Consider the following 19,494-nt stretch of genomic DNA (forward strand, 5'->3'; position numbering starts at 1 on the left):
GGTTTAAAATTTTTCAGGTTTAAGTAAGACGTAAACGATGTAGGCAAAAACAGCCAGAGCAATAATTAATAAGGCTATCATAATTTTAGATTTTATCGAAATAGTAGATGGAAACATAGAAAAGGGCAAAGCAGAGCAGCCCTGTGATGGTGAGAATGGCGACTATCATACTCCGGAAGCATTAATTTGTTTGACATATTCTTTGTGAAGCGCAATTGGTAGTAGTCTCGATGTTTCCAACCGGTTTATTTCCATATAATGCGATACGGAAAACAGATAGACATTGGTGATTGCGTTTTTCATTTCGTTATTGCCCTTGATGAGCAATTCCTCGGCAAGTGCAAGGCATCTTTTAGTACGTGCCATTTTACCGAGCTGGAGGCTGCTGATGGTTATTTCGGCAAGGCGCTCCATTTTTTTGATTAGGCTATCATTGAAATTTCTCATAATGATTAAGATATTTTTGATGCCTTATGCCAAATTCAGAACCAATTTTTGGGCAAACTGTGTAAACCCTTTAGTATCTAGGAATTATATTTTTTTGGACTGTAACCAAAAAGAAAAACCCTATCAAAACGATAGGGTTGGTACTTTCAAAACGATAGGTATTTAATTTTTTTTAGATGATTTTGGAGTAGTTTATACCAAACCAAAGAATAGTAGAGTTAGCCACAGATTAAAATAATTAGACAGATTTAAAGAATCCATATAAGGATGAAAGAAAACCAAAAAAGGCTCACTTTCATAACGTTTTAATTGCTCACAGAGGCGCAGAGCCGCAAAGCATGACAAGTTATAAAACCTACATGTAGTATCTTTTGGTGTAAAGTTTTCGATAATCAATCTTTAAGACCTGATCTCAAGCTTATATCCTTTGCCGCGTATAACAACGATATTGATGTTGGAGTCCAATTCCAATTTTTTTCTAAGTTTTGAAATGAACATATCCAAACTGCGCCCCACAATAACACCTTCGTCTTCCCATATTTCTTTTTGCAAACGACTTCTTTCTATAGTTTCATTGGGTGATAATGCGAAAATAAGCAGTAGACGGGTTTCTGTTCCTGTTAAGTCTATTGTCTTTTCGGTTGTTGTCAGTTTCCGATTCTTAGCATCGAACAAAACTGAGCCTAAAGTGAAGGTGTCGGTATTTTTACTGTCGGGTAATGTTTTTCGCTTTCGTGTTGTACCAGATTTAAAAAAAAGAAAACCAACCAATGCTAAAAACGGCAGGCCGGCGAAAAGATACCCGTTCTTTGCCTTATCAATGACTTTCTGCTTGAATTTAATGTTGATTATGTAACATGCTTTGGGTTGTATTCTGCCTATACAGGGTATGTTGTCCTCTTTTCTGTTTTTGGATATGGCATATCCATAAGCTACATCGGAATTACCACAGTTTATTACATTAACAACATAATCGGATGTCAAAGGGTCATTAGCCAACAAACGCCGGGTTGTATTCGCCAGGGAGTCCGGTTGAAAACTAAATTCCTTTTCGAAACTAATCTGGTATTCATTTTCTGCAATCTTTTTTACCGGAAGAACTCTCGATACACTGTCTCCGGATTGTAAAAGTAGTTCATGTCCGATTTTGCGAAGCAAAACTTCCCTTCTGGCGATATTAAAATCGTCCTTATCCGCCATACTGAAAGTTGCGAAGATTACTAAGATAAACGAAAGTAATGCCAATAAAAACAGATACTTACGTTTTCCCGAGAAGAGATTTTGGCTATCTGACATAACTATTTACGATTTATTTACAAAGGTTACAATTTAATTTACAATCTAAATCCCACAAGCCAAAAAATAACAAAGTAGATTCGCTGAAATAATTTTGATAGGGCATGAAAAACAAAAGAAATGCCTTAAACGAATTCTGATTTATCAATGTTAATTAAAACTACAAAAAAACATGAAAAAAGTTATTTATGCGCTGATTTTACCTCTGGTTGTGGTATGCGGACTAGTATTTACTAATTGCGAAATCAAAAAAGAAATTTCTAAGGAGCCAGACCCAAAGCTACTCTCTGCTGCAGATATGAAAGCCGAAAGGGAAAAATGGGAAGCTACCCCTGATGGAATAAAGCTCAAAGAATGGGAAATGTCTCCCGAAGGTAGAAGAGTGCTTGCCAGTACTGCTAAAATAAGGAGTCATGTAAGTTATTTTGCCAATATGGATGCTGTTATAACTTCTCTTTCCCTTCCGCCAGGCTCACGATTAGGTTTTGGAGTGATGGCTGGGATTAATGATGACTATTATATTCTCAGTTTTGGGACGGAAAATTCTAATGAATTTCAGGAATTACGAAGCCTGAAAGTTAACGACAAAATTATTATTAGAAGCAATTCGGTGTCATATGCACCCAAATATGCCTATCCAATTGTGTCGGTTGACTATGTAGAACGAGATGGTAAAGTAATTTATAAAAGTGCCTCTCGCAAAGACGGTTGCTAAGTAAATAAATTTGAAATACGCATACCTTGCCGGTAGTATATCTGTAACCAATATATCTAGTTGATTTTGTATTCTTCCAGTTTTCTGTATAGTGTTGTCAAAGCAATATTCAGCAGTTTTGCGGTTTCGGTTTTGTTATGGTTCGTATAGTTCAATACTTTCTGGATATGGATTTTTTCGGCAGAAGCCAGAGAAAAAGCAGACAATAGAGGAGATTCTCCAGAAGTATTGGCTGTTTTTAACTGCTGTATTTCCATAGGAAGGCAATCGGTTGTCAGAATGGCTTCTGTTTCCAGAATAACGCTGCGTTCCAATACATTTTTTAGTTCACGTATATTTCCCGGCCAGGTATGCAATTTTAGTAACTGCACAAATTCATCAGATAGTGCCTTGATTTTTTTATTGGTTTTCAGTGAAAAGAAATTCAGAAAATGTTTGGCAAGCGGTTCAATATCAGTAACGCGTTCCCGCAAGGCAGGCAATTGGATTTGGAATACGGAAAGACGGTAGAACAAATCTTGCCTGAAATGCCCTGATTCAATTTCTTTAGGCAAATCTCTATTGGTAGCAGCTATAATCCGTACGTCAACTTTGGTAGGTTTGCTTTCACCTACTTTCAGGAATTCGCCATTTTCAATGACACGTAACAGTTTTGCCTGAAGGTCGAGTGCCATTTCGCCAACTTCATCTAAAAATATGGTTCCGCTATTGGCTTCCTCAAACAATCCTTTTTTGTCTTTTGTAGCACCTGTAAAAGAGCCTGCCAGATGACCGAACATTTCGCTTTCGAGCAAATCATGACTAAAAGCCGAACAGTTTATGGCCACAAAATTCTGATGTTTTCTTGAACTTGATTGATGGATAGCAGCTGCAAATACTTCTTTTCCAGTACCAGTTTCTCCGGTTAGCAGCACAGTAGTATCTGTAGGTGCTACTTTTTTTGCCAGATTGATAGATTGCAATAACGGTTTGGAATCGCCTATAATGCCATCAAACGAAAGCTTATCTTCGAGTTTGGCTTCTAACTGGGCAATACGTTTTGTCAGGTTTGCCTTTTCAATAGCCCGATGAAGCAGCGGGATAATTTTATTATTATCATCACCTTTTACGATATAATCAAAAGCGCCATTTTTTATAGCTTGCACACCATCAGGAATGTTTCCGTAGGCGGTAAGCAGAATCACTTCGGTTTGCGGTGATTTTTCTTTTATGGCTATGGTCAGGTCAACACCATTTCCATCGGGAAGCTTGACATCGCAAAGCACAACATCAAAAGCATGCTGTTCTATCTTTTTTAGTCCGGATTTGCAGTCGCCGGCTTCAATGACTTCAAAACCTTCAAGGCCGATAATCCGGGCCATGAGGCTTCTTAGTTTTTCTTCGTCGTCAATGATGAGAATTTTTTTCAAGCGAAAAAGGGAATAAGAGTTTAAGCAAAATTAGTGTTTTGCGGAATTGGTTTTGCAATAGGGTATAAATAAAAACAACCTGAAATTTCAGGTTGCTGTTACTTTTATCTTGCTGTCTTTTTAGCAGTCGGCCATATTCACACTAATAGCCAGTCCGCCTTCTGATGTTTCTTTGTATTTCGTATTCATGTCTTTTGCGGTTTCCCACATGGTGTTGATTACCTTGTCTAAAGGAACTTTGGCATTTTTAGGGTCGGTTTCAAGAGCCAGTTCCGCTGCATTGATGGCCTTGATGGCACCCATCGTATTTCTTTCAATACACGGAATCTGTACTAATCCCCCAATTGGGTCACAGGTCATTCCCAAATGGTGTTCCATGGCAATTTCTGCGGCCATAAGTACCTGTGCCGGACTTCCTCCCATTAATTCGCATAAGGCTCCTGCCGCCATAGCGGAAGAAACGCCTATTTCTGCCTGGCAACCTCCCATAGCGGCTGAAATGGTAGCTCCTTTTTTGAAAATACTTCCAATTTCTCCGGCTACCATAAGGAATTGCTTGATTTCTTTTTCTCCTGCCTGATGGTTTTCAATAACCATATAATACATCAATACGGCTGGAATAACTCCCGCACTTCCGTTAGTAGGAGCCGTTACGACTCTTCCCAAGGAGGCATTGACTTCATTGACAGCCAAAGCAAAACAGCTTACCCATTTCAGGATTTGGCGGAATTTTACTTCCGTTTTGCGGATAGTTTTCAGCCATTCCTGTGGCGTACTGTAATTTGCCAGGCCAATAAGGTTCTGGTGCATATCAAAAGCCCTTCTGCGAACGTTTAATCCTCCTGGAAGAATACCTTCGGAGTGACAACCAATATACATGCATTCCAGCATCGTATTCCAAACTCGCATCAATTCATTGTGGATATTCTCCTCAGTACGCATTGATTTTTCGTTTTCATAAACGATTTCGGAAATGCTTTTATTTTCTTTGACTGTATAGTCGAGTAATTCTACCGCATTTTGTATTGGAAAAGGGAAAGCACATTTAATGATTTCCTTTTTAGCGGCATTTGTTCTTTCTTCCTTAACTACGAAACCGCCACCAATAGAATAGAATGTCGATTCGTATTCGCCATCCGGCGTATAGGCCGTAAATGTAAAACCGTTAGAATGGAAAGGCAGGAAGTTTTTATTAAATACGATATCCGTTTCCATATCAAATGCTATCATTCTTTCGCCAGCCAAATGCAACTGCTTGTTTTTTCTTATTTCAGAAATGGTCTTGTCGATACTGTCAATAGGAATGTATTCCGGGTCTGCGCCGGTAAGCCCTAGCATAACCGCTAGATCAGTTGCATGGCCTTTTCCGGTTAGGGAAAGCGAGCCAAACAAATCTACTTTAATCCGGATTACTTTGCTTAATATATTTTCTTCACGAAGTTCATTCAAAAAACGTTCTGCACCACGCCAAGGCCCAAGAGTGTGAGAACTTGAAGGTCCGACGCCAATTTTAAGCATATCAAATACCGAGATACATTCTTCCATAATTATGAGAGGCAATTTTATGCAAATATATATTTTTTACGATTGCGAAAACGTTGTAAATTTATTAAATGTACAATAGTGGTGGGGCATAATTGCTTACCTCATAGAAATAGTGAAATAAGAGAAGTCGATTATGCGAATTCTTCGTTTTCTAACAAAATTTAGTATCCACGTTAGTAACTTTTAAGTTCTAAAGGTTAATTTCCTACATTTGAAGCACAAACACTTAAACAGTTTTATGAAAAAGCTACTTTTTGCTTTCTTGCTAGCTTTCAGCCTTTCAGGTTATGCCCAACTTAAAAGCCCTGCCGATTTTTTACCCGAATACGGGAAACAGGTAAGCTTTTATCATGGAATAGAAACCTATTTTAAATACCTAAAAGAAAATTCAGAATATATAAAACACGAATCTTACGGTTTTACTTCGCAGGGAAGAAGCCTGAATGTGTATTATATTTCTACCCCCGAAAATCTTAAGAATCTGGAAGCTATACGCGACTATCATTTGTATTCTATAGGTATGACAGACAAAAAGCCTGCTGCAGAAACAGAAAAGGCCATAGTCTGGTTAAGTTTTAACGTACATGGCAACGAAATAGGAGCGGCAGAAAGCTCAATGAAAGTAGCCTATGAGCTATTGAATCCGCAGAATACAATAACAAAACAATGGCTTGAAAATACAATCGTGATACTGGACCCATGTCTGAATCCGGATGGTTTTTCAAGATATGGAAACTGGCTTCGCGACATATCGGGTAAAAACCTGCATCCCGAATTGACAGACCGTGAGCACATAGAGCCCTGGCCGGGAGGAAGACAGAATCATTATGCCTATGACCTGAACAGGGATTGGGCCTGGCAGACTCAGGTTGAAACCCGGCAGCGAATGGTTTTGTATAACCGCTGGATGCCGGAAGTGCATGTAGATGTTCATGAAATGGGCTATAACGAGCCATATTTTTTTCCTCCGGCTGCGGAACCATTCCATGATTTTATAACCAAACCGCAACGTGATTTCCATAATGTGATAGGAGAGAATACATCTAAAAAGTTTGATGCTGAAGGTTGGAATTATTATACCAGAGAGCGTTTTGATTTATTCTATCCGAGTTATGGCGATACTTATCCTAGCTTTAACGGTGCGATAGGAATGACTTATGAGCAGGGTGGAATAGGAGCGGGAAGAGCCGTTTTAATGCAAAATGGTAATATATTGACCTTGCAGGACCGTATTAACCACCATACAGTTGCGGTATTGACTGCCGTTGAAACCGCTTCCGGCAGAAAAGAAAAGCTAATAGCTGATTTCAAGGCTTATTTTAAAGACAGCAGGCAAAATCCTAAAGGAAAATATAAAACCTATGTTATAAAAAATGATGGTAAGGCCGAACAGCTTGCCGTAATGCTAAAGCAGAATAACATCCAATTTGCGTATGCTGACGAAACAAAAAAACTTTCAGGCTACCATTACCAATCAGACAAAGAAAAAGCATTTTCTGTAGAATCGGGAGATATGATTATACAGGCAAGTCAGCCAAAATCTGTCCTGACGCAAGTGTTATTTGAACCTTACCAGAGATTATCGGACAGTCTTACCTATGATATTACGGCCTGGGCTTTACCTCACGCTTTTGGAATAGAAAGCTATGCTCTTAAAAATGCTTTGGTTATAAAAACAAGGGAAAGCAAAATAAGCAATACCAAAGTGCTTCCTGAAAGGGCTTATGCTTTTTATATTCCCTGGAACAACAGGACTTCTGCAAAAATTGCAGCTTCTTTACTAAAGAAGAATGTTAAGGTTCGTTATTCGAAAAAAAATTCGGCTTTTGGAGATATAAAGCTAAACATGGGAGATTTGATTGTTTTAAAATCGGACAATACAAAGCTTCCCGAATTTGAAAAAACAATGGCCGGACTTTTGGCAGAAAAAAATGATTATAGTGTCATTAAGAGTGGTTTTTCTACGGGCGGAACCGATTTGGGTGGCGAAAACTTCCAATTGCTGAAAGCACCAAAAATTCTTCTTTTAAGTGGGAAAAATGTCAGTCCGACAGATTTCGGACAGGTTTGGTTTTATATGGACCAGATTATAGATTATCCGGTAAGTATTTTGGATGCGGATTATTTAGGAATGATTAATCTGACCGATTATAATACCTTGATTTTAGCCGATGGATGGTATGATTTGTCAGACAGTCAGAGGAAAAGTATTGACGATTTTATCTCAAAAGGAGGTAAAACAATTGCTATTCAAAATGCTTTAAGTTTATTTGAAAACAGGGAAGGTTACAATTTGTCACAGTTTGCAACCAATGAAGAAAAAGACGCTGCCAAAAAACAAAGTGATGAGGAAGCATTGACATCGCGTTTTAAGGAATACCAAAAAACGGAAAGACGTTCTGTGTCAAATGGTGTTCCGGGTGCCATAATAGAAAATGTGTTGGACAAAACCCATCCGCTTTCTTATGGATTGGGTGACAAATATTATAGCCTGAAAACATCCGACAAATATTTTAAGGTTCTTAAAAATGTATGGAATGTGGCCTATGTTCCGGAAAATTATAAAAGTTACGGATTCATTGGTGCCAACCTGAAAAAGAAACTGGGGAATACGGTTTCATTTGCCGTAGAACCGGTTGGCAGGGGAAAGGTGATTTATATGGTCGACAATCCTCTTTTCAGAGGGTTTTGGGAAAATGGAAATTTACTGTTTAGTAATGCTTTGTTTTTAGTTGATTGAGACTAAAAAACAGATACTACCGTTATCATATAAAAAAATACATGAAAAAGTTAGTCCTGTTGGCAATAGCATTGGCCTTTTTGGGTTGTGACAAAGATAATGACGCAACGGCTCCTGATGTCGAAAACCGTGATTTCAGACAAGACATGCGTAATTTCGTTATCGGAATTAGTCAAAAGGCAAAAAGTATTAAGCCCGGTTTTGCTGTCATCCCCCAAAACGGAATAGAACTGGTTACTGTGAATGGAGAAGCCGATGGCAGTCCGTCGCAGGATTACTTAAATGCTATTGACGGAAACGGTCAGGAAGATTTGTTTTACGGATATGATAACGATGACCAGGCAACACCTACAGGTGTTTCAAACTATCTGAAAGGCTTTTTAAATGTCTCCAAAAGTAACAGGAAAACTATATTGGTCACAGATTATTGCTCCACACCTTCAAAAGCCAGTAACTCCTATCAGGTCAATGCTGCAAACGGTTATATTTCCTATGCAGCTCCAAAACGCGACCTGACTGCAATTCCGGCCACGGCTCCCAATAACTCCAATGACGCAGTAATTGCAAACCTGTCACAGGCGAAAAACTTTCTTTATCTTATAAATTCAGAGAATTTTACTTCAAAGCTGGCATTTATCAATGCGGTAAAGTCGACGAATTATGATGTAATCATTATGGACCTGTTTTTCAACGAAGAACAGTTTACAGCCGTAGAAATTAATCAATTGCGTAATAAAGCCAATGGAGGAAAGCGGATGGTTATCTGCTATATGTCAATTGGAGAATCTGAAAACTACCGTTATTATTGGCAGCCCTCGTGGAATACCTCTAAGCCGGTTTGGATGGCTACCGAAAATCCGGACTGGTCGGGCAATTTCAAAGTAAAATATTGGAATGAAGACTGGCAGAAGATTATTTATAAGAATGATAATTCCTATCTTAATAAAATTATGGACGCCAATTTTGACGGGGTCTATTTAGATATTATTGATGCCTTTGAGTATTTTGAAAGATAAAAGTAATGATGTCATCTTGTCAGATTTAAAAATGTCAATTTTAACAAAAACTGACAATTTTAAAGATTTTAACGCTTGGCATAAAGATTGTCTACTAGTTCACGAGTTTATAAAACTAGTAAAAAACAAAATACATATAAAAACATGGGTAAAATAATCGGAATTGACTTAGGAACAACGAACTCTTGCGTTGCTGTAATGGAAGGTAGCGAGCCAGTTGTAATCCCTAATGCTGAAGGAAAAAGAACAACGCCGTCAGTAATTGCATTTGTTGATGGTGGTGAAATCAAAGTTGGTGACCCTGCTAAAAGACAAGCAGTGACCAATCCAACTAAAACTATTGCTTCTATCAAGCGTTTCATGGGAAATAAATTCTCTGAAAGTAATAAAGAAGCTCAAAATGTTGCCTACAAAGTAGTAAAAGGTGATAACGATACGCCACGTGTGGATATTGACGGACGTCTTTATACGCCACAGGAATTGTCTGCAATGACACTTCAAAAAATGAAAAAAACAGCTGAAGATTATTTAGGTCAGTCTGTAACAGAAGCGGTTATTACAGTTCCTGCTTACTTTAACGATGCGCAACGTCAGGCAACAAAAGAAGCTGGTGAAATTGCCGGTTTGAAAGTAATGCGTATTATCAACGAGCCTACTGCAGCTGCATTGGCTTATGGTTTGGATAAAAAAGGGAAAGACCAAAAGATTGCCGTTTACGATTTAGGTGGTGGTACTTTTGATATTTCTATCCTTGAATTGGGTGATGGAGTTTTCGAAGTATTGTCTACTAACGGAGACACGCACTTAGGAGGTGATGACTTTGACCAGGCTGTTATTGACTGGTTGGCAGAAGAATTCAAAGCTGAAGAAGGTTTGGATTTGCGTCAGGACCCAATGTCATTGCAACGTTTGAAAGAAGCTGCTGAAAAGGCAAAAATTGAATTATCATCTTCTGCTCAGACAGAAATCAACCTGCCATATGTTACAGCTACGGCAACAGGACCTAAGCACTTGGTAAAAACATTGACCAGAGCTAAATTTGACCAATTGACAGATAGTTTGGTTAAGCGTTCTATGGCTCCTGTAGCAAAAGCGTTAAAAGATGCTGGATTAAGCATTTCAGATATTGATGAGGTAATCCTTGTAGGAGGTTCTACACGTATTCCTAAAATTCAGGAAGAAGTAGAGAAATTCTTCAACAAAAAACCATCTAAAGGAGTTAACCCGGATGAGGTAGTAGCTATTGGTGCTGCTATCCAAGGTGGAGTTTTGTCTGGAGATGTAAAAGACGTATTGTTGTTAGACGTTACGCCACTTTCTCTGGGTATCGAAACTATGGGTGGTGTTATGACAAAATTGATTGAGTCAAACACAACAATCCCAACTAAAAAATCGCAGGTATTCTCTACTGCAGCAGATAACCAGCCATCGGTTGAAATCCACGTTTTGCAAGGAGAAAGAGCTTTAGCGGCAGATAACAAAACTATCGGACGTTTCCACTTAGATGGAATTCCGCCGGCAGGAAGAGGAATCCCTCAGATTGAAGTAACTTTTGATATTGATGCTAACGGTATCATCAAAGTTTCTGCAACCGATAAAGGAACCGGAAAATCACACGATATCAGAATTGAGGCTTCTTCAGGATTGACTCAGGAAGAAATCGAAAGAATGAAAAAAGAGGCAGAAGCTAATGCAGATTCTGACAAGGCAGCTAAAGAGAAAATTGAAAAATTGAACGAAGCTGACAGCATGATTTTCCAAACTGAAAATCAGTTGAAAGAATTTGGTGAAAAACTATCTGAAGGTAACAAAGCAGCTATTGAAAGCGCGTTGACTGATTTGAAAGCAGCTCACGGAAGCCAGGATTTAGCAGCTATCCAACCGGCTTTAGACAAATTGAACGAGGCATGGAAAAATGCTTCTGAAGAAATGTACAAGCAAGGTGATGCTCAGGGAGCTCCGCAGGATGCACAACCGCAAGGTGATGCTAACGGTGGTGACAACGTTCAGGATGTTGACTACGAAGAAGTGAAATAATCACTTTTAGATTATATTTTAAAAGCGCAGGATTCATAACCCTGCGCTTTTTTTGTTTCATACTTTTAACAATTATGGTTTTATATTTTTTGTATTTTAGGCTTTCTAAAAAACAAAATATGAAAAAGACCTTATTTTTAATACTGATCCTGTTAACGGCATCTTTAAGTTATGGACAGAAAAAAGGAGCCAAAAAGAAAGCTCCTGCAAAGCCGGCTTCTACAGCACTGGCAAAAGCAGATAACCTTACGGCCGAAATCGTAAAAGGAAATTTTTACCTGTTCATTAATAATAAAGCTAAAAAAGACACCATAGGCATCAAAACTGTTGACGAAAACAGCCTTCCTAAGAATTGTGCCATCAAAGGCTTTTCTGCAAAAGGAACGCCATTATACCTGCTAACCTGGACGGAAGAGCAAACCACTAAAACGGATTTAAAAACAGAAGTACGCAGTACGTTATTCTCTGAAGTATATGATGTAACCACAAAAACAAAACTATTTTCAAACCAGCAAACGACCACCAATATCACAGAAAAAGTATTTTTGGATAGGTTGAAAAATGCTTCCGAAACACAGGAAAAGGTAAGGAGGGAAGGTTTTGAATTTTCGCTGACGCCTGACGGTGATATTGTCCAAAAGAACAAAACACAACAGAACACGTTTACATTTAATGCCTCGGAAAAAAAATATGTTGACGGAAAAACAACAAGTGTGGCTCCGGCTTCAACACCCGCCAAGAAAAAGAAGGCCTAACCAAGTATAAAAAACCGAGCTACATGCTCGGTTTTTTATTTTTTATCTGAAAAGATTTCCTATGGAATGGAAAATTCTTCCGAAGAAGGTTCTTCGGACTATGATCTCGCCCGCAAGCATTTCGTCTGTTGTTTCTAATTTGACAATAATCGTTTTTTTAGAATTAACCATAACTGACGTCTCCTTATAACCTACATAATGAAACTTCAATAAATCTCCTTTGCTAGCCTTAATTGAAAATTTACCATCAAAATCTGTCTGTGTGCTAATTGATTTGCCTTCTATTGTAACAGAAACACCAGGTATAGGCAATTTATCTAGTTCAAATACAAATCCTGTAATTTCTATATCAGGAACAGAAGAATTGTCGATTGTTTTTTCAACATTGTTTTTTTCTTCTGTCTGTTCTGTCTTTACATTTTCCTGTGCGTAAATCTCCTGGTTTCCCAAGCTCAAAAAACTCAATATTCCTGAAACTCCTGCTATCCAGATACTGCTTTTCTCTTTTGGTACTCTCAGGTCTTTATTGAGTTGTGATGCCAAAAAACGTCCGCATATATTGGATTCTGAATTGATTTTGTCAATAAGCTGCCTGTCAGAAAATAGTGTGAAATCATATACCGTTTTCTGGCACGAATTGCAGAACCGCCCTTTTTCGGCAACAGTCATCTCATGCCAGTTTTCATGGCATGGCTTTGGGATAGATATATTGACTTTGCCGGACATACAAGCTTATTCCGAAACTTTGATTTCAAACATTTTGTTCCATCTTTTTCCGGTTACAAAAAGTGTTTTGGTTTTTGGATTGTAGGCTAATCCGTTTAATACGTCATTACCTAAATCGTGGCCCATCATATTTACTTTTGTCTTTAGCTCTCTCAGGTCAATAATACCTTCTACAGCTCCGGTTTTTGGATTGATGACAGCAACAGCGTCTTTTTGGTAAACATTTCCGTAGATTTTCCCGTTAACCCATTCCAATTCATTCACCGCTTTTATTTTGCTGGATTCAGAATATACATTGATATAATCTGTTTCTTTCATAGTTTCCGGGTCTAACACCCAGATTTTCTCTGTTCCGTCAGACTGGTAAATCTGCTTTCCGTCATTACACAATCCCCAGCCTTCTATATTTTTAAAGTAATTAAAAGTCCTGATTTGTTTTAGATTATCGGCATTGTAGATAAACCCTGTATTTTCCTGCCAGGTTAATTGATATACCTTGTTGTTTAAGATGGTAATTCCTTCTCCAAAATATTTACCTTCAAGATTAACAGACTGGTAGGCTTTTCCGGTTTTGTAGTCTGTTTTTAGCAATTTGGAAGTACCGCGTTGTCCGGTTCCTTCAAATAAAGTATCTCTGTAGAATTCCAATCCTTGTGTATAGGAAGTTTCGTCATGGGGATAGGTGTTTACGATGGTATAGGAAAGTAATTTTGGTTTTACATTGGAAACGACTTCAATACGGGCATCCGTTTCTGCATTTTGTCCTTCATAATAAACGATTGCCTTTATCTGCTGGTACCCCAATTTAGAATCGGCTAAAGGAAAATCGAACTTATTGTTTCCTTTAACGCCGCCAACTCTTTTTTCATTTATATAGTAGGCTATCGAATCGATAGTCTTATTTTTGTCGTTGTTCAGAACCAAAGAAAGCGATTCCTGAGGCTGATAAGTCGCTTTTAAGCCCGATTGTTCTATGCTGAATAAATTTTTTTTATCTATTTCTTTATCTCCGCAGGATACAAGTACAGTTCCTAATAAAATGAATGCTAATAGTTTATGTTTTTTCATTGTTTTAAAATTGATTATGACAATATACAACCTTTATTTTATAACCGCCAAGGGCCTTGCAAAAATATAAAATGTTTGTATATTTGCACCGGCAAGTCCTACACGACCAGCTCCTGCAGACTCCCCCAGGGTGGGAACGCAGCAAGGGTAAGCGGTTGTAGCGGTGCGATGTAGGTCGCTTGCCATTTTTTTAAATCTTCCCTTTGAGGAGGATTTTTTGTTTTTAACCCTTTCAGGGTTTTAAACCCTGAAAGGGTTTGGATAAAAAATAAACACTAAATTTGGCTTCAATTTCTAAACTTCTAAGAAGTCAAAATGTCTAAAACTATATTAATTACAGGCGGTTCGTCAGGAATCGGAAAATCAATAGGGGATTATCTGACCCAAAAAGGCTATACAGTTTTTGGTACTAGCCGTAATCCGGAACGTGTTACAGATTCTAAATTTCCTTTAGTGGCTCTGGATGTGAGAGATGCTGAAAGTATTAAAAAAGCAGTTTCAGAAGTCATACGGAAAGCAGGGAGACTGGATGTAGTCATCAATAATGCCGGAGTTGGAATTACGGGACCTTTGGAAGAAATCCCGACTTCTGAAATCAAAAACAATTTCGAAACCAATTTTTTCGGGCCAATTGAAGTCATGAAAGCCGTATTGCCACAAATGCGTTCCCAGAAATCGGGTTTAATCATTAATGTAACTTCTATAGCCGGTTACATGGGATTGCCGTACAGAAGCGTTTATTCGGCTTCAAAAGGAGCATTGGAACTAATTACCGAAGCCCTGCGTATGGAAGTCAAAAATTTTGGTATAAAAATTACCAATATTGCTCCCGGAGATTTTGCAACCAATATTGCTTCAGGAAGATTTCATGCACCTCTGATTAAAGGTTCGGCTTATGAAAAACCTTATGGAGATACGCTTAAAATGATGGACGAGCATGTCGATTCAGGAAGCAACCCCGATATGATGGCAATTGCTGTTGCAAAAATCATCGAAACTCCCAATCCGAAAATCCATTATAAAGTGGGTGTTTTTATGCAAAAATTTTCCATCGTATTAAAACGGGTATTGCCTGATAAAGTTTATGAAAAAATGCTGATGAACCATTATAAATTGTAATTTTGCAACCGAATTTTGAGTTTTACCTCATTACTTTAAGCAGAAACACACAAATTAAATTATAACAAATGAAATTTTTTATCGACACGGCTAATCTGGCTCAAATCAAAGAAGCACAAGCACTTGGTGTTTTGGATGGTGTAACTACAAACCCTTCATTGATGGCGAAAGAAGGCATCACAGGAAAAAATAATATTTTAAAGCATTATGTAGATATCTGCAATCTTGTAGATGGTGATGTTAGTGCCGAAGTAAATGCTCTTGATTTTGAAGGCATGGTGAAAGAAGGTGAGGAGTTGGCCGAATTGCACGAGCAGATTGTTGTTAAGTTGCCAATGACTAAGGAAGGTGTAATGGCCGCAAAATATTTTTCTGATAAAGGAATCAAAACAAACGTTACTCTGGTATTTTCTGCCGGACAGGCTATTTTGGCTGCTAAAGCAGGAGCTACCTATGTTTCTCCTTTTATTGGTCGTTTGGACGATGTTTCTACAGATGGTTTGAACCTGATTCAGGAAATTCGTGAGATTTATGACAATTATGGTTTTGAAACAGAAATCCTGGCTGCTTCTGTGCGTCATACAATGCACATCGTTAATTGTGCCAAGATAGGTGCTGATGTAATGACAGGGCCGCTTTCTGCTATTACAGGACTGTTGAAACACCCTTTGACAGATATCGGATTGGCACAGTTTGTTGCTGATTTTGAAAAAGGAAATAAATAATAGAATTTATCAGATATAAAAAATCCCGCAAAAGCGGGATTTTTTGTTTGTAGTATTTAATTTTTATTTGCCCAACGGAGTTTTAGTTTTACATTAAGAAAGCTTCTGATGGACTATGTGTGAGCTTAGCGTCTCTGCGACTTCGCGAGCTTTTTTATTATTTCAGATAGTCAACAAATTTAACGTCAAACAGATTTACAAAAGCATTATTAATAGTTCCGTCCGCATTTGTGATGATGGCACGGTGTATTTTCGTAATCACCCATTTCTGTTTTAGTTCTTCAAAATCCTTTACCCGGAATTCTTCGATTTTATCAAATTTGTATTTCGAAAGATTATTTTTCCATTTTGACTGGTTATCATCAACATTGATAGCAATAAAATTATAACCGGGATGTTTGGCCTTTAATTCCATAGCTTTACGGTGTGCCGTTTCGAAATGGGATTTTGCATTTTCAGTCCAGAAAAAAATAACGGTTTTGCCTTTAATAATATTTTTGCTGTTTACTGTTTCTCCATTAAGGTCTATCAGGTCCACATTAGGTAAGGCATTGTCATTTTTCAGCATCTGAATTGCATTCCCTATTTTGATAATTTCGTTCTGGTTTCCCTTATCGGTTGACAGTTCGTTATATCGGTCAAGGAATTTTTTGTTGTTCAGTATGTGCTGGTCTTCCAATAGATAGGCGAAGGCAATATTGTCGAGAATGGTATTTTTGATTTCCGGATTTTTGAAAAGCGTATCGGCAATATTCAGCTTGGTGATGTTCATTTCTAAAGCCTTGTCTTCAGGTGAAGCATTATCGTCGGCTTTTTCCATTGCCATATTATTCAGCATGTAGGTAAGATATTTTACAAAAGGCGAGAAGTTTGTCAGGCCTTTATTATTGTAATCAATCTCATCGCGGTATTCATAAAAATTCTTTGGAAGTTTTTCGCTGATATTTTCTCCGGTTCGTATTTCGTGTATGACCGGATAAATTTCTTTTTTGGTATAGTAAGGGAAATCGAGAGAAGCCAGTGCATAAGTATCAAAATCGTCGCTCCATTTCAATAATTCTTTTTTTGAATTGTAGTAGCTTTTTCGGGAATGATAGGCAGAATCGATGTATTTTGTAAACTTATTGATGTCATAGTCAAATACGGTAAACATCTTGTCCCGGTCTTCCTCATTCTTAAGATACATCTCCATCAGGAAATTATTCTTTTCTTCTCCGCGTCCGCAAAATACGACAGATTCGTCAAAATCATTTGAGTTCATGCGTACCATAATACTGTCGTTCTTATCAAAATAAACGTATTGGTATTCCGGCTCATGTTTAAAAGTATACAATCCGGGAGCCAGGGAATCAAATTTTTTGAAAAACCTATTGTTTCGGTCCAAAGGAATAGTGTCAATAACCTTATTGTCCTTAAGAAACAAAACGTAGCGGTTTAGTGGATTTGAAACCTCTCCGCCAAAGTAAGCAGTGAAATTATCGCTTTTGAATTTCTTTTCACACGAGCACAGTGACAGCATGGAAAGAAAAGAAAGCGATACGATTTTGAAAACTTTTAAATTGTGCATTTAATTTGAATCTAATAGACAAAAATATTCAGACGCAACCAAACTCTCTGTTAAGGCATAGTTAAATGTAAACAATGTCAATTATTTAGAATGCCGTTAAATAACAGAGATTTATTTGAATCAGAAGTTTAGGCTATGTTTTAAAGTATATCTTGTTCTTGTGCCAAAAGTGCAGTATTTTTTCTACTTTTGCAAAACTTTTTTAAAACTATATTCATGTTAACAGTAAATAATTTATCAGTACAATTTGGCAAGAGAGTTTTGTTTGATGAAGTAAATACAACCTTTACAGATGGTAATATTTATGGAGTCATTGGAGCAAATGGTGCTGGAAAATCTACATTCTTAAAAATACTTTCGGGAGATTTTGAGCCAACTTCTGGACACGTTTTCCTGGAACCGGGCAAACGTATGTCCGTATTGAACCAGAACCACAACATGTTTGATGAGCATACGGTTTTGGAAACGGTGATGATGGGGAACAAAGTTCTTTATGCTGTTAAGAAAGAAATGGATGAGCTTTATCTGGACTATACCGATGAAAACGCGGAAAGAATCGGAGAGCTTCAGGTGCAGTTTGAAGAAATGAACGGATGGAATGCCGATTCTGATGCTGCTTCTTTGCTATCAAATTTAGGTATCAATGAAGACAGTCACTATACTTTAATGGGGGATATGGAAGGGAAACTAAAGGTTCGTGTGCTTTTGGCACAGGCACTTTTTGGAAATCCTGATGTATTAATCATGGATGAGCCTACCAACGACCTGGATTTTGAAACAATTGCATGGTTGGAAAACTTTTTGGCGAATTATGAGAATACTGTAATAGTAGTATCACACGACCGTCACTTTCTGGATGCGGTTTGTACACATATTTCAGATATTGATTTCGGAAAAATCAACCACTATTCAGGAAACTATACATTCTGGTACGAATCAAGCCAATTGGCTGCAAAACAAAGAGCACAGCAAAACAAGAAGGCAGAAGAAAAGAAACAGGAATTGGAAGAATTCATCCGCCGTTTCAGTGCCAACGTAGCAAAATCCAAACAGGCTACTTCACGTAAAAAAATGATTAGCAAACTGAATATTGCAGAAATCAAACCGTCTAGCAGACGTTATCCTGCCATAATTTTTGAACAGGAGAGAGAAGCGGGAGACCAGATTTTGAATATCACTAATCTGAGCGCTTCAATTGATGGCGAAACATTATTTACCGGTGTAGATTTGAATATGGCAAAAGGCGATAAGATTGTCCTTTTCTCTAAAGATTCACGTGCTACTACAGCTTTCTATGAAATTCTGAATGGCAATAAAAAGGCAGATTCCGGAACTTTTGAATGGGGAATTACAACAACGCAGGCCTATCTTCCGGTTGAAAACCATGAATTCTTTGACAACGACCTGAATCTGGTTGATTGGTTAAGACAGTGGGCAAAAACTGAAGAAGAACGTGATGAAGTTTATATCCGTGGATTCTTAGGGAAAATGATTTTCTCTGGTGAAGAAGCGTTGAAAATTAGCCGCGTTTTGTCAGGAGGTGAAAAAGTGCGTTGCATGCTTTCGAGAATGATGATGCAGAGAGCCAATGTACTGATGCTTGACGAGCCTACAAACCACCTCGATTTGGAATCGATTACAGCTTTCAACAACTCATTGAAAAATTACAAAGGTTCGGTTATTTTCACGACACATGACCATGAATTTGCCCAAACTGTGGGTAACAGGGTTATTGAATTGACACCTAAAGGAGCAATCGACAGATATATGACATTTGACGATTATCTGGATGATGAAAAAGTACAGGAACTAAGAAAGAAAATGTATTCTTAAATACTAGAAATGATAAATAAAAAATCCCGTTACTGCAAAGTAGCGGGATTTTTTTGGTTTAAAGGTGGTTGGTTGGGTTATGGTTTTATTTTTTAAATCTGCTGATGATAAAAATAACAAGGGCAATAATGGCAATGACAATAAAGACGCCAACGCCAACACCTAAGTTAAAAATACCTTCAACTACTTCACAGCTTGAAAAGGTAAGAAGTATCAGAAGCAGTATGTTTATTTTCAATAATTTGTTCATGGCTTTTCTGTTTTTGATTTGTATATCATAAAGGTCTTCTTTTTACGAAGAAAAATATTACATGATTAATGTTTTTGGTTATATAATTTTAATAAGGGGCTAAGTTGCTAAGGTTCTGAGATGCTAAGTTGGTGTGTTTTTATATCTAAAAGAGAAAGTTAATTGAAAGCGAGTTTTTTGTACTTTCTTTATCAATCTGTGAAATCATTCTAATCTGTGGCAAAATAAAAGCAGCAACCAAAGTAG

At 37.7% G+C, this 19,494-nt stretch carries 17 protein-coding genes and 1 other RNA gene; 9 read left to right on the plus strand and 9 right to left on the minus strand.

Annotation, left to right across the window (positions count from 1 at the left end; genetic code table 11):
• Nucleotides 1–3: 3 nt before the first annotated feature.
• The 3 genes from ASG38_RS17320 to ASG38_RS02435 all read right to left on the minus strand — a co-directional run bounded on the left by ASG38_RS17320 (nt 4) and on the right by ASG38_RS02435 (nt 1,743).
• Nucleotides 4–117: a potassium-transporting ATPase subunit F gene (locus tag ASG38_RS17320; protein ID WP_082482130.1), complete on the minus strand. Its 114-nt coding sequence runs from the start codon at nt 115–117 to the stop codon at nt 4–6.
• Between the two features lie 48 nt (nt 118–165).
• The gene (locus ASG38_RS02430) at nt 166–447 is read right to left on the minus strand and encodes a hypothetical protein (RefSeq protein WP_056066617.1); all 282 of its coding nucleotides are present in this window, start codon (nt 445–447) and stop codon (nt 166–168) included.
• Between the two features lie 399 nt (nt 448–846).
• Nucleotides 847–1,743, minus strand: a complete 897-nt coding sequence (locus ASG38_RS02435) for a winged helix-turn-helix domain-containing protein (RefSeq protein WP_056066620.1) — start codon at nt 1,741–1,743, stop codon at nt 847–849.
• A gap of 172 nt (nt 1,744–1,915) precedes the next feature.
• Here ASG38_RS02435 and ASG38_RS02440 point away from each other — a divergent pair, with 172 nt between their 5' ends.
• On the plus strand, nt 1,916–2,458 hold the full coding sequence (locus tag ASG38_RS02440; protein WP_056066622.1) for a hypothetical protein: 543 nt from the start codon (nt 1,916–1,918) through the stop codon (nt 2,456–2,458).
• A gap of 56 nt (nt 2,459–2,514) precedes the next feature.
• Here ASG38_RS02440 and ASG38_RS02445 read toward each other — a convergent pair whose 3' ends face one another.
• Together ASG38_RS02445 and ASG38_RS02450 are read right to left on the minus strand one after the other, a co-directional pair.
• Complete coding sequence (locus tag ASG38_RS02445) at nt 2,515–3,867, minus strand: sigma-54 dependent transcriptional regulator (RefSeq protein WP_056066626.1); 1,353 nt, start codon at nt 3,865–3,867, stop codon at nt 2,515–2,517.
• A gap of 120 nt (nt 3,868–3,987) precedes the next feature.
• Nucleotides 3,988–5,412 (minus strand): L-serine ammonia-lyase, encoded by a 1,425-nt coding sequence (locus ASG38_RS02450; RefSeq protein WP_056066628.1) that lies wholly within the window; start codon nt 5,410–5,412, stop codon nt 3,988–3,990.
• Between the two features lie 238 nt (nt 5,413–5,650).
• Here ASG38_RS02450 and ASG38_RS02455 point away from each other — a divergent pair, with 238 nt between their 5' ends.
• The 4 genes from ASG38_RS02455 to ASG38_RS02475 all read left to right on the plus strand — a co-directional run bounded on the left by ASG38_RS02455 (nt 5,651) and on the right by ASG38_RS02475 (nt 11,960).
• Nucleotides 5,651–8,152, plus strand: a complete 2,502-nt coding sequence (locus ASG38_RS02455; RefSeq protein ID WP_056066631.1) for a M14 family zinc carboxypeptidase — start codon at nt 5,651–5,653, stop codon at nt 8,150–8,152.
• Nucleotides 8,153–8,193: 41 nt separating this feature from the next.
• Nucleotides 8,194–9,168 carry an endo alpha-1,4 polygalactosaminidase gene (locus ASG38_RS02460; protein WP_056066764.1) on the plus strand — a complete coding sequence of 325 codons (975 nt, stop codon included), beginning with the start codon at nt 8,194–8,196 and terminating at the stop codon, nt 9,166–9,168.
• Nucleotides 9,169–9,312: 144 nt separating this feature from the next.
• Nucleotides 9,313–11,205, plus strand: coding sequence for a molecular chaperone DnaK (gene dnaK / locus ASG38_RS02470; RefSeq protein ID WP_056066637.1), 1,893 nt, complete (start codon nt 9,313–9,315; stop codon nt 11,203–11,205).
• 119 nt (nt 11,206–11,324) lie between these two features.
• The gene (locus tag ASG38_RS02475; protein ID WP_157485981.1) at nt 11,325–11,960 is read left to right on the plus strand and encodes a hypothetical protein; all 636 of its coding nucleotides are present in this window, start codon (nt 11,325–11,327) and stop codon (nt 11,958–11,960) included.
• A 42-nt stretch (nt 11,961–12,002) separates the two neighbouring features.
• On the opposite strand, the gene ASG38_RS02480 is transcribed toward ASG38_RS02475, so the two are convergent.
• Both ASG38_RS02480 and ASG38_RS02485 read right to left on the minus strand, forming a co-directional pair.
• A complete protein-coding gene (locus tag ASG38_RS02480) occupies nt 12,003–12,686 on the minus strand; it encodes a carboxypeptidase-like regulatory domain-containing protein (protein ID WP_056066644.1) in 684 nt (227 codons plus the stop codon).
• 6 nt (nt 12,687–12,692) lie between these two features.
• Nucleotides 12,693–13,754 (minus strand): glutaminyl-peptide cyclotransferase, encoded by a 1,062-nt coding sequence (locus tag ASG38_RS02485; protein ID WP_056066766.1) that lies wholly within the window; start codon nt 13,752–13,754, stop codon nt 12,693–12,695.
• Nucleotides 13,755–13,843: 89 nt separating this feature from the next.
• On the opposite strand from ASG38_RS02485, the gene ffs reads away from it, so the two are divergent.
• The 3 genes from ffs to fsa all read left to right on the plus strand — a co-directional run bounded on the left by ffs (nt 13,844) and on the right by fsa (nt 15,598).
• An RNA gene (gene ffs / locus ASG38_RS17325) (signal recognition particle sRNA small type) lies at nt 13,844–13,942 on the plus strand.
• Between the two features lie 127 nt (nt 13,943–14,069).
• Nucleotides 14,070–14,873, plus strand: coding sequence for an SDR family oxidoreductase (locus tag ASG38_RS02490; RefSeq protein ID WP_056066647.1), 804 nt, complete (start codon nt 14,070–14,072; stop codon nt 14,871–14,873).
• Between the two features lie 68 nt (nt 14,874–14,941).
• Nucleotides 14,942–15,598, plus strand: a complete 657-nt coding sequence (gene fsa, locus ASG38_RS02495) for a fructose-6-phosphate aldolase (RefSeq protein WP_056066650.1) — start codon at nt 14,942–14,944, stop codon at nt 15,596–15,598.
• Nucleotides 15,599–15,755: 157 nt separating this feature from the next.
• On the opposite strand, the gene ASG38_RS02500 is transcribed toward fsa, so the two are convergent.
• Nucleotides 15,756–17,165, minus strand: a complete 1,410-nt coding sequence (locus ASG38_RS02500; RefSeq protein ID WP_056066654.1) for a thioredoxin-like domain-containing protein — start codon at nt 17,163–17,165, stop codon at nt 15,756–15,758.
• Between the two features lie 216 nt (nt 17,166–17,381).
• Between ASG38_RS02500 and ASG38_RS02505 the strand changes: the two genes are divergently transcribed.
• The gene (locus tag ASG38_RS02505; RefSeq protein WP_056066657.1) at nt 17,382–18,998 is read left to right on the plus strand and encodes an ABC-F family ATP-binding cassette domain-containing protein; all 1,617 of its coding nucleotides are present in this window, start codon (nt 17,382–17,384) and stop codon (nt 18,996–18,998) included.
• 85 nt (nt 18,999–19,083) lie between these two features.
• Here ASG38_RS02505 and ASG38_RS17600 read toward each other — a convergent pair whose 3' ends face one another.
• Nucleotides 19,084–19,248 carry a hypothetical protein gene (locus tag ASG38_RS17600; protein WP_157485983.1) on the minus strand — a complete coding sequence of 55 codons (165 nt, stop codon included), beginning with the start codon at nt 19,246–19,248 and terminating at the stop codon, nt 19,084–19,086.
• Between the last annotated feature and the right edge of the window lie 246 nt (nt 19,249–19,494).

The organism is Flavobacterium sp. Leaf359 (assembly GCF_001423985.1).
GTDB classification, from domain to species: Bacteria; Bacteroidota; Bacteroidia; order Flavobacteriales; family Flavobacteriaceae; genus Flavobacterium; species Flavobacterium lindanitolerans.

What these genes read in the sequence shown, in the direction of transcription:
- ASG38_RS02460 (WP_056066764.1), top strand. Translation starts at nt 8,194, where the DNA reads ATGAAAAAGTTAGTCCTGTTGGCAATAGCATTGGCCTTTTTGGGTTGT.
- ASG38_RS17320 (WP_082482130.1), bottom strand. Translation starts at nt 117, where the DNA reads ATGTTTCCATCTACTATTTCGATAAAATCTAAAATTATGATAGCCTTA.
- dnaK (WP_056066637.1), top strand. Translation starts at nt 9,313, where the DNA reads ATGGGTAAAATAATCGGAATTGACTTAGGAACAACGAACTCTTGCGTT.
- ASG38_RS02490 (WP_056066647.1), top strand. Translation starts at nt 14,070, where the DNA reads ATGTCTAAAACTATATTAATTACAGGCGGTTCGTCAGGAATCGGAAAA.
- ASG38_RS17600 (WP_157485983.1), bottom strand. Translation starts at nt 19,248, where the DNA reads ATGAACAAATTATTGAAAATAAACATACTGCTTCTGATACTTCTTACC.
- ASG38_RS02455 (WP_056066631.1), top strand. Translation starts at nt 5,651, where the DNA reads ATGAAAAAGCTACTTTTTGCTTTCTTGCTAGCTTTCAGCCTTTCAGGT.
- ASG38_RS02440 (WP_056066622.1), top strand. Translation starts at nt 1,916, where the DNA reads ATGAAAAAAGTTATTTATGCGCTGATTTTACCTCTGGTTGTGGTATGC.
- ASG38_RS02505 (WP_056066657.1), top strand. Translation starts at nt 17,382, where the DNA reads ATGTTAACAGTAAATAATTTATCAGTACAATTTGGCAAGAGAGTTTTG.
- ASG38_RS02475 (WP_157485981.1), top strand. Translation starts at nt 11,325, where the DNA reads ATGAAAAAGACCTTATTTTTAATACTGATCCTGTTAACGGCATCTTTA.
- ASG38_RS02430 (WP_056066617.1), bottom strand. Translation starts at nt 447, where the DNA reads ATGAGAAATTTCAATGATAGCCTAATCAAAAAAATGGAGCGCCTTGCC.
- ASG38_RS02450 (WP_056066628.1), bottom strand. Translation starts at nt 5,412, where the DNA reads ATGGAAGAATGTATCTCGGTATTTGATATGCTTAAAATTGGCGTCGGA.
- fsa (WP_056066650.1), top strand. Translation starts at nt 14,942, where the DNA reads ATGAAATTTTTTATCGACACGGCTAATCTGGCTCAAATCAAAGAAGCA.
- ASG38_RS02500 (WP_056066654.1), bottom strand. Translation starts at nt 17,165, where the DNA reads ATGCACAATTTAAAAGTTTTCAAAATCGTATCGCTTTCTTTTCTTTCC.
- ASG38_RS02480 (WP_056066644.1), bottom strand. Translation starts at nt 12,686, where the DNA reads ATGTCCGGCAAAGTCAATATATCTATCCCAAAGCCATGCCATGAAAAC.
- ASG38_RS02435 (WP_056066620.1), bottom strand. Translation starts at nt 1,743, where the DNA reads ATGTCAGATAGCCAAAATCTCTTCTCGGGAAAACGTAAGTATCTGTTT.
- ASG38_RS02485 (WP_056066766.1), bottom strand. Translation starts at nt 13,754, where the DNA reads ATGAAAAAACATAAACTATTAGCATTCATTTTATTAGGAACTGTACTT.